This is a genomic window from Paenibacillus sp. FSL K6-1330 (assembly GCF_037976825.1).
Taxonomy (GTDB): domain Bacteria; phylum Bacillota; class Bacilli; order Paenibacillales; family Paenibacillaceae; genus Paenibacillus_AQ.
Map to the genome: position 1 here is coordinate 1447524 of NZ_CP150269.1, position 12312 is coordinate 1459835.

The 12312-nt window shown below is 52.3% G+C and carries 13 protein-coding genes, 1 pseudogene and 1 riboswitch; of the genes and pseudogenes, 10 read left to right on the forward strand and 4 right to left on the reverse strand.

Features of this window, described 5'->3' with window-relative positions:
* The first annotated feature begins 4 nt into the window (after positions 1–4).
* The 4 genes from NYE54_RS06350 to ssuE are packed head-to-tail and all read left to right on the forward strand — an operon-like array spanning position 5 to position 1277.
* Positions 5–313 (forward strand): hypothetical protein, encoded by a 309-nt coding sequence (locus NYE54_RS06350; protein ID WP_339270881.1) that lies wholly within the window; start codon positions 5–7, stop codon positions 311–313.
* Complete coding sequence (locus NYE54_RS06355; RefSeq protein WP_339270883.1) at positions 304–447, forward strand: hypothetical protein; 144 nt, start codon at positions 304–306, stop codon at positions 445–447. Before NYE54_RS06350 ends, NYE54_RS06355 begins: the two co-directional genes overlap by 10 nt.
* Positions 414–695, forward strand: a complete 282-nt coding sequence (locus tag NYE54_RS06360) for a M20/M25/M40 family metallo-hydrolase (RefSeq protein WP_339270885.1) — start codon at positions 414–416, stop codon at positions 693–695. Before NYE54_RS06355 ends, NYE54_RS06360 begins: the two co-directional genes overlap by 34 nt.
* A gap of 12 nt (positions 696–707) precedes the next feature.
* Complete coding sequence (gene ssuE / locus NYE54_RS06365) at positions 708–1277, forward strand: NADPH-dependent FMN reductase (RefSeq protein ID WP_339270887.1); 570 nt, start codon at positions 708–710, stop codon at positions 1275–1277.
* 957 nt (positions 1278–2234) lie between these two features.
* Here the strand turns inward: ssuE and NYE54_RS06370 are convergent.
* Genes NYE54_RS06370 through NYE54_RS06380 form a run of 3 tightly spaced genes read right to left on the reverse strand, consistent with a single transcriptional unit; the run spans position 2235 to position 5151 of the window.
* Positions 2235–3104, reverse strand: a complete 870-nt coding sequence (locus NYE54_RS06370) for an ABC transporter ATP-binding protein (protein ID WP_339270888.1) — start codon at positions 3102–3104, stop codon at positions 2235–2237.
* Between the two features lie 20 nt (positions 3105–3124).
* Complete coding sequence (locus NYE54_RS06375; protein WP_076322771.1) at positions 3125–4171, reverse strand: iron ABC transporter permease; 1047 nt, start codon at positions 4169–4171, stop codon at positions 3125–3127.
* Entirely contained in the window at positions 4168–5151 is a 984-nt protein-coding gene (locus NYE54_RS06380) for an iron ABC transporter permease (protein ID WP_076322772.1), read from the reverse strand. The genes NYE54_RS06375 and NYE54_RS06380 overlap by 4 nt, the downstream gene beginning before the upstream one ends.
* Positions 5152–5348: 197 nt before the next feature.
* Here NYE54_RS06380 and NYE54_RS06385 point away from each other — a divergent pair, with 197 nt between their 5' ends.
* The 5 genes from NYE54_RS06385 (at position 5349) to thiE (NYE54_RS06405) (ending at position 11091) form a co-directional block, all read left to right on the forward strand.
* Positions 5349–6371 (forward strand): iron-siderophore ABC transporter substrate-binding protein, encoded by a 1023-nt coding sequence (locus tag NYE54_RS06385; protein WP_339270890.1) that lies wholly within the window; start codon positions 5349–5351, stop codon positions 6369–6371.
* Positions 6372–7595: 1224 nt separating this feature from the next.
* Positions 7596–7699, forward strand: a riboswitch (TPP riboswitch).
* Positions 7700–7841: 142 nt separating this feature from the next.
* Positions 7842–8528 (forward strand): thiaminase II, encoded by a 687-nt coding sequence (gene tenA, locus NYE54_RS06390; protein ID WP_339270892.1) that lies wholly within the window; start codon positions 7842–7844, stop codon positions 8526–8528.
* 51 nt (positions 8529–8579) lie between these two features.
* A complete protein-coding gene (thiM, locus tag NYE54_RS06395) occupies positions 8580–9422 on the forward strand; it encodes a hydroxyethylthiazole kinase (RefSeq protein ID WP_339270894.1) in 843 nt (280 codons plus the stop codon).
* Positions 9419–10438: a bifunctional hydroxymethylpyrimidine kinase/phosphomethylpyrimidine kinase gene (gene thiD, locus NYE54_RS06400; RefSeq protein WP_339270896.1), complete on the forward strand. Its 1020-nt coding sequence runs from the start codon at positions 9419–9421 to the stop codon at positions 10436–10438. The genes thiM and thiD overlap by 4 nt, the downstream gene beginning before the upstream one ends.
* The gene (thiE, locus tag NYE54_RS06405; protein WP_339270898.1) at positions 10435–11091 is read left to right on the forward strand and encodes a thiamine phosphate synthase; all 657 of its coding nucleotides are present in this window, start codon (positions 10435–10437) and stop codon (positions 11089–11091) included. The genes thiD and thiE (NYE54_RS06405) overlap by 4 nt, the downstream gene beginning before the upstream one ends.
* 104 nt (positions 11092–11195) lie before the next feature.
* Here thiE (NYE54_RS06405) and NYE54_RS06410 read toward each other — a convergent pair whose 3' ends face one another.
* The gene (locus NYE54_RS06410) at positions 11196–11723 is read right to left on the reverse strand and encodes a hypothetical protein (RefSeq protein ID WP_339270899.1); all 528 of its coding nucleotides are present in this window, start codon (positions 11721–11723) and stop codon (positions 11196–11198) included.
* Positions 11724–11975: 252 nt separating this feature from the next.
* Here NYE54_RS06410 and thiE (NYE54_RS06415) point away from each other — a divergent pair.
* A pseudogene (thiE, locus tag NYE54_RS06415) lies at positions 11976–12137 on the forward strand (thiamine phosphate synthase); the annotation flags it as partial.
* Between the last annotated feature and the right edge of the window lie 175 nt (positions 12138–12312).

Consider the following 12312-nt stretch of genomic DNA (forward strand, 5'->3'; position numbering starts at 1 on the left):
GGGCATGACGGCGGTTGTGGAATTGGATCAGATGACGGAGTTTGCTGGGGAGCTTCGTGGAGAGCTCTCCCGAATCAGGCGGGATCTCCATCAACATCCCGAGCTATTGTACGATGTTTCCCGTACCTCGAAGCTGTTGGCAGATCTCATGGAGTCGTGGGGGATTGAGGTCAGGCGGAAGGTGGGCAAACATTTCGGGATGGGGTCATCGGCACGCAACAAGGAACGGCAGGCAGCGCCATCAATGTCATCGCTGCGCAAAGCGAGCTTGTGGGAACCTTCCGGACGTTTCAGAAGGATACCGTGGCGGTGATTACGGAGGGCTTAAGGCGTCTGGCCGTGTCCATTGCGGACCAAGCAGGCGGCAGCTATAAGCTGGAGCTTCGTGAAGAGATCTTCGTGAAGGGATGGCCGTGGTCAACGACGGAGCCGCGCTGCGTCGTATGAAGCAAGCCGCAGGGCAAGTGCTGGGCAAGCAAAAGGTACATGTGCTCCATCCACCCAGCCTGACTGGCGAGGATTTCGATTGGTACCTGGATCAGGTCCCGGGCGCTTTTGGATTCATCGGCTGCGGGAATCCGGATCGGGGGATCGTGCATGCGATTCACCAGCCCCGATTCGATCTGGATGAAGATGTCCTGGTGCATGGGACTCGAATATGGGTGCGCCTAGCCCTACATGACGTTTACGAATAAGGAGGAAAACCAATGACGAAAATCGCTTTTATAGCAGGAAGCCCGACGCAAGGGTCCCGTTTGTTCGGATTAACGCAATATGTAGAGGATCGCCTGATCATTGCTGGCTACGAGATCGATTTCATCTCGGCAGCGGATCTACCGGCTGAGGATTTGCTGCGGGCCGATTTCAATAGTCGGGCCATCAAGCAGGCCATAGCGGCGGTTGAAGGAGCCTCTGCCGTGATCATTGCCAGCCCGGTATATAAAGCTTCTTATTCAGGGGCGTTGAAAACGATTTTGGATCTTCTTCCCCAAAAAGGTTTGCAAGGCAAAGTCGTGCTCCCGCTATTCATTGGCGGCACCATCGCGCATTTGCTCGCGGTGGATTATGCGTTGAAGCCAGTAATATCCGCACTCGGAGGAACCAATATTCTCAACGGGGTGTTTGCCGTAGATCAGTGGATCACCCGCCTCGAACTGGGCGGTTACGACATCACGGAGCAGCTGAGAGAACGCCTAGATGACGCGCTAAACGAGCTGCAATCAGAGCTGGCCCGATATTCAGCTGTGCCGTCGGAGCGGCAGGGGCAAGCGGTCTGACGCCTAATATTCCAAGACAAACGGCGATCTTGAGATGCAGCAGCCACGATCCGAATCCGTGGATCGTGGTTTTTGCGCTGCCATGATTACTGAGGGGTAAGGGCTCTAATAGAGAATCAAGAAGCGAGGAAAGAACTTCTCTATATGGTCTTGTAGAAGAGAATGCTGGGTGATAGAGTAATCCGTCTATACTCATTGGAAAGATGGAGTCAGAGTGTGGCTGTGGATTTTCAGTAACGGCACTTCCGGAGAAATCGCTGAGTGGCTGCATCGGATGGTTTACACACGGAGCATCGATGATGTGTTTCTGAGGGCAAGCGGGCTGGTGGCATTGGCCATCCCTTTGGCTCTTCTCCTTCGGCGAAGACGGCGAGCCGTGGAGATTGCCGTCAGCTCAGCCATGCAGGATGCAGGAGCCGTCAGCTTAGCATGTAACCGAGTCTTGTTTAGAAATTGTATAGTTCGGTCCTATACTCTAGTTCTATAGACTTATATAGCTGGAGTGATAGGATGACAGACGAGTATTTTGATGAAATGCGAAAATACGGCCACGAGGATGAGATGCGGTACCGAATGTTGATGCGAGGGGTAAAGAACCTGCTGGAACAACGGAAGCGTGAAAAGTCCAAACTGTTCAAAGGACTTCCGCTTCGACAAAGGAATAAAGCCCCGCGTATAGGTAAATGGTCATAGGTTGTCGTTACCAGAACCGTCAGTGGAACAGCATGTGAGCAATGGAAGACAAAACTTATGTTTATAGCGTTTATTACAAATACAAAGGCTACCCTCATGGTTTTGGGGTGGTCTTCTTTGTGTGTCCTCTTCATGTCCCTCTCCATGTCTTTCTTCATGTCTCACTGCATGGGGGTCTTTTGTCTCTTCGCGTCAAGCCCACATAAAAAAGGCCGGCTCCCACCGCTTGAATGCGAAAGGGAGTCGGCTTGATTTCAATTTATGCTACACCGGTGCCAGCTCAGGAGCTGGAGTCGGCGTTGTTGGTTGTTTGGGTTCCGCTGGTTCCGGCTTGACGGCTAAAGGCCGGCGTATGCCCTTCCCGCGCGGGACGCACATCGGGGTTCCGTACAGCGGGTCTGGAATAATCTCGCACGGCAGCTGGAACACGGTCTGCATCAGCTCGGAATCGATGATATCTCCCGGTTTGCCCTTTGCCTTGATGCTTCCGTCGCGAATGGCAACGATATGATCGGCATAACGGCAGGCCAGATTGATATCATGCAGCACCATGACGATGGTCCGTTGTTCTTGAACATTTAATTCATACAGCAGATCCAGCACTTCGATCTGGTGCGTCAAATCCAGATAGGTGGTCGGTTCATCGAGCAGAATGATTGGCGTTTCTTGTGCCAGCGTCATCGCGATCCAGGCCCGCTGGCGCTGACCGCCGGATAGCGAGTCAACCGTACGGTCAGCCAGTTCGGTCAAACCTGTGGAGGTCAGCGCCGCTGTGACTGCTTCCTCATCCTCGCGTGACCATTGACGAAGCCAGCTCTGGTACGGATAACGTCCTTGCTTTACCAGCTGCATCACCGTTAATCCTTCCGGGGCGGTAGGCCCTTGAGGCAAAATGGCGAGCTTACGCGCCACGTCCTTGGTGGACAAGCCTGCGATGTCGGCCCCGTTCAGTACAACCGAGCCGCGCTGCGGTTTCAGCAGCCTGGCCATGGAGCGCAGCAAAGTGGACTTGCCGCAGCCGTTGCTGCCGATAAACACGGTGATTTTACCTATAGGCACGGTTAAATCCAGATTTTCGAATATAAAGTCTCCCCCATAGGACAGACCCAATCCCTTTGCTTCCAGCGTATTCATGACGCCAGCTCCTTTCGGTTCTAGAATCGATTGCGGTTACGATACAGCAAGTAGAGGAAGAACGGCGCGCCGATTGCGGCGGTGAATACGCCTGCCGGAACGTCGCGCGGCAGAAATGCCGTCCGAGCTACCAAGTCCGCGACAAGGAGCAGAATCGCACCGATCAGTGCGCTGACCGGCAGGACGCTCCCGAAGGAGGGACCCACCAGCCTGCGGGCCATATGCGGTGCCATCAGACCGATGAAGGCGATGGCGCCGCCGATCGAGATGGCTGCTCCGGCCAGAGCTACGCTGAGTCCGATTAGGATCAGGCGCTGTTTCTGAACCTGGGCGCCCGTGCTGCTGGCAACGTCGTCGCCCAAGGCTTGGATGTTCACATTGCGGGCCTGCAGCCAGGTAAGCGGTAGAAGTACAGCTATCCAAGGCAGCAGGGTCAAAACGTCCTTATCCCAGGACATGCCGTAAATGCTGCCTGCCATGAAAGTAAGGGAGCGGTCGGCCAACTGCAGCGGTCCGGATATGATCAGCATATAGGAGATCGATTTGATTGCAGCCGATACTCCGATTCCGATCAAGACTAGCCGCAGCGGTGATACGCCATTTTTCCAAGCAAGCACGTACAGCAGTCCGGTTATGAAAAAAGCACCAAGGATGGCGAATAGCGGCATCCAATGGATCGATACGGTGCCTGTGAATATGAAGATGAAGAGAACCGCTCCAAGTGATGCTCCCTCCGTTATACCGATGACGTCGGGGGAGGCCAGGGGGTTGCGGATGACGCCCTGCAGAATAGCCCCCGCCACGGCGAGAGCGGCGCCGATCAGCACGGCGATAATAATTCGGGGCAGCCTTAGCTGCATAACGATAACCTGCTCCATGGGCGGAGCGTTACCGAACAATGCCTTCATGACATGAAGCGGCGAAACAAACTGGCTTCCTGTGCCTGTGCTAATAATCATGGCGGCGATGCAAAGCACGAATAGGATCAGACATACCCATAGTGTTCTTCTCTCCAGCATAAACGATACTTTAGCGTTCCTGGAGCGGAATATGCGGTGTTTATTCATTGTGCTCGTCTTCCTTTCCTGGCTATGTACACGAAGAACGGCACGCCAATGATTGCGGTCATCACGCCGACCGGGACTTCCTTCGGCATGGCAATATATCGGGAGCCGAGATCGGCCGTCACCAGCAGAAGTGCACCGAGCACCGCGCTGTAAGGCAGAATCCAGCGATAATCATTTCCTATTAAATGCCGAACGATATGCGGGATGATAATCCCGACGAATGCGATGGGGCCCGCAGCGGCAACGGAACCTCCGGCCAGCAAAATAACAGCCGCTGCCGCTAACAACTTAATGAGGGCTGTTTTTTGCCCGAGGCTCTGGGCGATGTCATCACCCATGGAGAGGGCGTTCAGATGGCGGCCCAGCAGGAGTGCAACCAGCATGCCAACGGTCATATACGGCCACACGGCTGCAAGTTGGTTCAAATCGCGTCCGGCTACCGAGCCGACAAGCCATACCAGCACCTGATCGAACATTTTGCCGTCAGAGAGCATGAATCCCTGCGTTAAGGAATGGAAGAAGGCGGCTATGGAGGCACCCGCGAGGGTGATTTTTACTGGCGTCATGCCGTCCCTGCCGATGCTGCCTAGGAAAAACACGATACCGCCGCTTACCGCGGCTCCGATCAGCGCGACCCAGGTAAGAGATTGGAGTCCACTTATACCCAGCCAACCCGCTGACATAATAATGAAGAAGGCTGCACCGGAGTTCACGCCCAGCGTGCTGGGTGATGCAATCGGATTGCGCGTGATGACCTGCATGAGGGCACCCGCAACAGCTAGGCTTGCTCCTACAGCAAGTGCAATGAGCGCCCGGGGCAGTCTTGCTGTGAGAATGATCAGATGCTCGTTGCTCCCGTTGAAGTGAGTGAACGATTCCAATACCTGATGAAGAGGTACGTTTGTTACTCCGAAGGCGATGCTGCCCATGACGGCAGCAGCCAGCGCCAATAGCGATATGAATAGTCCGAATACGCGCATATATGCTCACTTTCTTAAGTCCATGAATAATTAAGTTCATATGAATTTTAGGTGAAGGGACCCCATCTGTCAATGAGCTTGATAATCATTCTCATAAATATCTTGATATTTTTCAGGAAACCCTTTATAGTTTTGAATCAGTGATTGATAATGATTTTCAAGTAGAAGGATATGATACAAGGGGGATTTAGATAGGAATGGGAAAAGGAATGGCAAATAAACCAACGAGAGGCCTCAAGTTTAGCTTGCTGGCTCTCATTATGATCGTGATTCTTGCCGGTTGTGGAGCAAGCCCAGCGAAAGAAAATACAAACAATACCGGCGACGATACGACGAATAATGCAAGTGGTAACAATGGTAGCGCAGCAAGCGAATCCTATGAAGTTACACATGCGATGGGTACGGAAACAATCAAGGGAACCCCTCAAAAAGTGGTGGTTCTCACGAACGAAGGAACCGAGGCGCTTCTCGCATTGGGCGTGAAGCCAGTAGGCGCTGTTAGATCCTGGACAGGTGACCCATGGTATCCACATATTAAAGACCAGATGGAAGGCGTTACCGTTGTCGGGGAAGAGAGCCAGCCGAACATCGAACTGATCGCGGGCCTGCAGCCGGACCTGATTATCGGCAACAAGATGCGTCAGGAGAAAGTATACGAGCAATTGAAGGCGATCGCGCCGACCGTTTTTGCCGAGGATCTTCGCGGCGAGTGGCAGAATAATTTTGAACTGTATGCCAAGGCGCTGAACAAGGTATCCGAAGGTGAGGAGCTATTGGCTGCATACGACAAGCGGATTCAGGATTTCAAAGAGAAGGCCGGAAGTAAGCTGGACGAGACCGTTTCCGTGGTCCGTTTCATGGCTGGCAAGACGCGCGTGTACCATACCAATACGTTCTCGGGCGTCATTTTCGATAAAATCGGCATCGCCCGCAACGACATGACCAAGAACGCCAAAGACGATTTCGTTGACGAGATCACGAAGGAACGTTTGCCTGAGGCAGATGCCGACAGACTCTTCTACTTCACTTATGAAACCGGGGATGGCGGCGCCAACCAAACCGAGCAGGAATGGATCAACGATCCATTATGGAAAAACCTGAACGTCGTCAAGAACGGCCAAGCCCACAAAGTGGATGATGCAATCTGGAATACAGCAGGCGGCATCCTGGCGGCCAATCTGATGATTGACCAGTTGCAGGAGTTTTACGGCATTCAGTAATGAATGAAGACGAATGCTACAGGGTAGTATTATCGAATAGCAGATGATGCAAGGAAAAAGCTAAAAAAGGAGGCATCCCAAAAGATCTCAGATCTTGAGGGACGCCTCCTTTTTTAGCATCACAGCATCGCCAGTACTGCCGCTATAAGGCATGCCACACCGTACGCCAGCACAGCTTAACTAAGCCCCCTAATTCGTGCCGCTGCCCCTGACTGTTATCGGACTCCAGATCCCTTATTTCTCAAATTGCCCCCGATTTTTAAATCTAACGGACACAGAATCCCTTATTACCGCAATAATCTGCCTATTTGCTATCATTTTCTATGAATAACGTACCTAGTGTCCGATAACTCTCAAAAATTACGCCTATTAAGCCAAATAACGTATCCTCAGTCCGTTACGCTCAAGGAGTAGCACGAAGTCCAGTAGATCATCAGTAGCCAAGACCAGCAAGTAGCACCAAGATCAGCAGTAGCACCAATACCAGTAGTAGAACCGAGCCAGCAGCAGCACCAATACCAGCAGTAACACCAAGATCAGTAGTAGCCAAGACCAGCAAGTAGCACCAAGCCAGCAGGTAGCAACAAGATCAATAGTAGCACTTAGACCAGCAGTAGCGATAAGACCACCTGTCAACGGACTCCAGGTCCCTTATTTCTCAAATTGCCCTCGATTTTTAAATCTAACGGACACAGGATCCCTTATTACCACAATTACCGGCCCATTTGCTATCATATTCTATGAATAGCGTACCTGGTGTCCGATAACTATCAAAAATCACACCTACTCAGCCAAATAACGTATCCTCAGTCCGTTACGCTCGAGGAGTAGCACCAAGTCCAGCAATAGTAACAAGACCGGCAGTAAGCACCAATACCAGCAGCAGCCTCAGCTATACACGCTGTGTTACCCCGGAATCTACCTCTAAACCATAGCTACTCTGAGTTCCCGCCGGCCCCTACATCGATTATAATCCCAGCCATCCATGCATACCCCTAGACACCCAACGCTTATGTACTCATTATGTTGGGGAATACATGACAGCCGAGCGTCAGTGTTCCCGTAACAAGTTTCGGCCGCCGGCGTTTTTGCGAATGACCTCCGCCACCGTACATCATCCTAATCCCCACTCATGGGAAAGCTTCGAGCGTGGGGCTCCGCCCACGAACAGTTAACATTTGACAGCATCCATAAACCTATGTACAGTATTAGACAAAAGAATAGGAAGTCCACTAGGGGAGCCGTTGGCGGCTGAGACAAGAGCGTATCTTGGACCCTTTGAACCTGATCTAGTTCGTACTAGCGTAGGAAAGTGGAGCCTTCGTATATGAGGTCTCGGTGCGCTTTTTTGGCGCACCCGGGCTTGTTGACGAAGCCGCTCCAGTTTTCGGGGGCGGCTTTTTAGCGTTGTCTGGAAAGTCGTGACTTACGGACTTCCTGCTCTTCAATAAGTTGGAGGTGGGGACAAAAATGAGTTTCACGCATGAGCTCCGTCAGCAGGCGGAAGGAATTTTTCAAGCAATCTTTGATCATCCCTTTGTAAAAGGCATTGCCGAGGGGAACCTGGCGCGAGAACAGCTGATTCACTATGTGAAGCAGGATTTTGAGTATTTGAATGCCTACATGCGGATTTACGGAATTGCCATATCCAAATCGACCAGCAGGGAAGAGATCGCGGCCTTTAACGAACAGATTTCATTCATCTTGCACAGCGAGGTGCACCCGCATCAGAATTTGTGCGCAGCCGCCGGGGTGACCTACGAAGAGCTTCAAGGGTATCCGCTGGCTCCGTCCGCGCATCATTATATCCGTCATATGCTGACGGTGGCGCATGAGGGCAGTCTGGGCGAGATTATGGCCGTATTGCTGCCTTGCCCATGGACGTATCTGGAGATTGGCCGCAAGCTGCTGGATGAAGTGAAGCCGGATGCATCCCATCCGTTCTATGACTGGATTTATTTCTACGGCAACCGTGGGGAAAACGCGACAGCCAAGTTCTGCAACCGTGTCGATGAATGGGCAGAGCGCGCGACGGCAGCCGAGCGGGAACGGATGAAGGAGCATTTCATGCTGAGCTGCCAGCTGGAGTATATGTTCTGGGATATGGCATATAAGCAGGAGGAATGGCCGGTGCCGCTGCAGGCTGCGGTGCTATAAGGAGTCATAATAAGCACATAAATTCCAATATAGATAAGAGAGGCGATTCATATGCATGCATGGGAAAAAGAGGTTTCGGCGCTTTTAACGAAGGTACAGCAGACGAGCCCCCTCGTTCACAATATGACGAACGTGGTGGTTACGAATTTTACGGCTAACGGCTTGTACGCGCTGGGCGCGTCGCCGGTCATGGCTTACGCGCCGGAGGAAGTGGCGGATATGGCCGCCATAGCGGGCGCGCTCGTGCTGAACATCGGCACGCTGAACCGCGAGCTGGTGGATGCGATGATTCTCGCCGGGCAATCGGCGAATGCGCACGGTGTGCCGGTTCTGCTGGATCCGGTCGGTGCGGGAGCGACCTGTTTTCGGACGGAGTCGGCATTGCGGATTCTGAGTGAGGTGAAGGTCTCGCTCGTGCGCGGAAACGCGGCTGAAGTCGCTCATCTTGTCGGGGAGGCCCGCGAGATTAAGGGCGTAGACGCTGGTAATAGCGCAGGCAGTCATCATGCTGAGCTGGCTGTGCGGGCTGCCCGCGAATTAGGCACAATCGTGGCCATTACCGGTGAAGAGGACGTGATTACCGATGGAACAGAGGTACGCATCATTACCGGAGGGGATGCACTGCTCACGAAGGTCACCGGCGCAGGGTGCCTGCTGACCTCGGTGCTGGGTGCCTTTGCCGCAGCGGAAGCAAACCTGCTGCTTGCAGGTACGGCGGGTCTGGCCTTCTACGGGGCCGCGGCGGCGAGAGCTGCGGAATGCACGGCGGACCAAGGACCGGGAAGCTTCCAGATCGCTTTTCTAGATGAGCTGGCAAAACTTCATCCAGGCTCGTTGGCGGGATATGCCGCTGTCCGGGAAGCGGGAACGGCTGCCGCCGGTGGCGCACGATGAGCAAGACTCGCGTGCCCCGGGCACTGACGATTGCCGGCTCCGACAGCGGCGGCGGCGCCGGCATTCAGGCCGATCTGAAAACCTTCCAGGAGCTCGGCGTATATGGCATGTCGGCGATTACGGCGATCACGGTGCAGAATACCTTGGGGGTTCATGGCGTATATCCGCTGCCTTCCGAAGCAGCCGCGGAGCAGATTGAAGCGGTAGGATCGGACCTCGGAGTAGATGCATTGAAGACAGGCATGCTGTTCAATGCAGAGATCATTCGCCTGGTGGCTGACCGGATTCGGGCATTTGGCTGGGAGAAGGTCGTTGTCGATCCCGTGATGATCGCCAAGGGCGGAGCGGAGCTGCTGCAAAGCGAAGCAGTGCAGGCTTTAAGAGAAGACTTGCTGCCGCTAGCCTTGATCGTCATCCCCAATATACCGGAGGCCGAAGTATTGGCGGGGATGCGTATCCGCACGATCGAAGATCGGAAGGAAGCGGCGAGACGTATTCATGATCTGGGGCCCAAGATCGTTGTGATCAAAGGCGGCCATGACGAGGGAATGCCGGGCGTCGCCGGTGAAGGTTCGGATCACCAAAGAGACAGAGGAGCAGATATAGCGGCGGGTACGCAGCAGGAAGAGTTGCCTTGGTCCGAATCAACGAATGACCAAACGAGAACTGCCAACCCTCTCGGGGAGTTAAGTGAGGGACGCTCTCCTAGTATCAAGACCGACGACAGATTCGGTAATGCCGAAAGTCCTCCGGTCATGGACCTCGTATACGATGGCACTGCCTTCTCCGAACTATACGGCAAAAGAATTCATACCGTTCATACGCATGGTACCGGCTGTACTTTCTCTGCCGCCATCACTGCAGGCCTGGCCAAAGGCTTGAGTGCATTCGATGCGATTCAGAGCGGGCGCTTATTCATCCAGGCCGCCATTGAGGACGGCTTAAACCTGGGGCAGGGACACGGCCCCACGAATCATTGGGCGTATCGTCGCCGCCGTCAGGAGGTGCTGCGATGACGGGGAGAGTGACACCCGAGATGATGAGGCAGCATCTACGGATGTACCTCGTACTCGGCAGCGTGAACTGTATCGAAGAGCCAAGCCGGATTGTGCAGGAAGCACTGGCTGGCGGCGCAACCATGGTCCAGTTCCGCGAGAAGGGACATGGCTCGCTTGTTGGCGAGCCGGTGATCCAGTTGGCTCGCCGGATTCAGGATCAGTGCCGCCAAGCGGGCGTACCCTTTATCGTCAATGACGATGTGGAGCTGGCGCTGAAGCTGAACGCCGATGGCGTGCACATCGGTCAGGACGACGAATCTGCGGCTTCCGTCCGCCAGCGGATCGGCAACCGGATTCTCGGTGTCTCCGCCCATACCGTGGAGGAAGCCAGGCGAGCGATCCTCCACGGCGCCGATTATCTTGGCATCGGGCCGATCTATCCGACCCGCTCGAAGGATGATGCCAAGACTGCGCAAGGCCCAGCAATTCTCCATGAGCTTCGCGAAGCTGGAATCCACCTGCCGATCGTTGGGATTGGCGGGATTACCGTGGAGCGCGTGGAGGAAGTGATTGGAGCGGGTGCGGATGGCGTCGCGGTGATATCCGCCGTGACGGGAGCGGAGTCGATACGGGAGGCTGTGGAGGCTATTGTAGATAAGAGCTTCAGGTAGTGGATGTTTTTCATGTGAAAGGATGTTAACAATTAATAGAACTTACTATAAAAAAAGAGTGTCGAAATTTTTCGACACTCTTTACAACTATAGGGTAAATTTTATCAGTTTAAGTGTTCTGCTTTTCCTTCTACATACCATTGTTTTGATCCATTTGAGTTCTTCGTTTTCATGTTAATAACAATATAAGAGCCATCATACTTCTGCCAAAACTGCTTGGCTTCCGTTAACTCGGAGTTTATTAGAATAGCAGGCATGTAATCCCCTACTTCTAGGTTTGCTCTTCTTTCTTCGCCATAAAATGCATCAATAAAAGACGATTTCTCTTCTGATTTGAATTTTGAGTATAATTTATCTTCAATCTCGATGGAGCTTATCATATTCCATTCGCTTAAGTCTTGTTGTGTTGTCAATGTCACGGATTTAATTGAATGATGTAGGATCGTTTCTTTCCCTAAATTCCATGAAGAAACAAGTTTGTTTTCTACGTTTTTAATATATTGTTGTTCTTCTTGATTTTCTGTATTAAAAGAGAAGATGTTTGTTAATGAGTCACTCGCATAAACACTAGAACCTGATATAGCAAATGCTAGACCGAGAGTTATTATAGCAGTTCTTTTTTTTACCTTCATTAAGATGCTTCCTCCTTTAGTCATTTGTTTTTTAGTATATTTACTGAACCTGAATTAGTTACATCACTGCCAGTAAGAGGCGAAAGGAGAGAATTCCAATTCATAACATAAAACTCGAATGTTTTATGTGTACAGCTTGAGATATTAGCTGCCGCGCTTCTTAAATAATTTTGGGTTTATACTAATAATAATATAAGATTTACAATATATGAAATTAAATAGGACTCATTGACCAAAATTAACAATAAATACCTATTGATTGGCGGGATTACCGTGGAGCGCGTGGAGGAAGTCATGGGAGCGGGTGCGGATGGTGTCGCCGTGATATCCGCCGTGACGGAGGCGGAGTCGGCGCGGGAGGCTGTGGAGGCTTTTATAGGAAAGATATGCCGTGCAACCGAACGAATTTCTTGAGATGTAAGAGGATTATAATACGGATCATGAACAAGAGTGCCGAAGTTTCTGCGGCACTCTTGTTTTGTTAACGTCAGATTTTAAAAAAACGGTATATGCTCAGCTTTTCCGTCAACATGCCATTCTTTTGCTCCATCCGCATCTATCCATTTTCGTGCAGCATCCCAGATCAGAT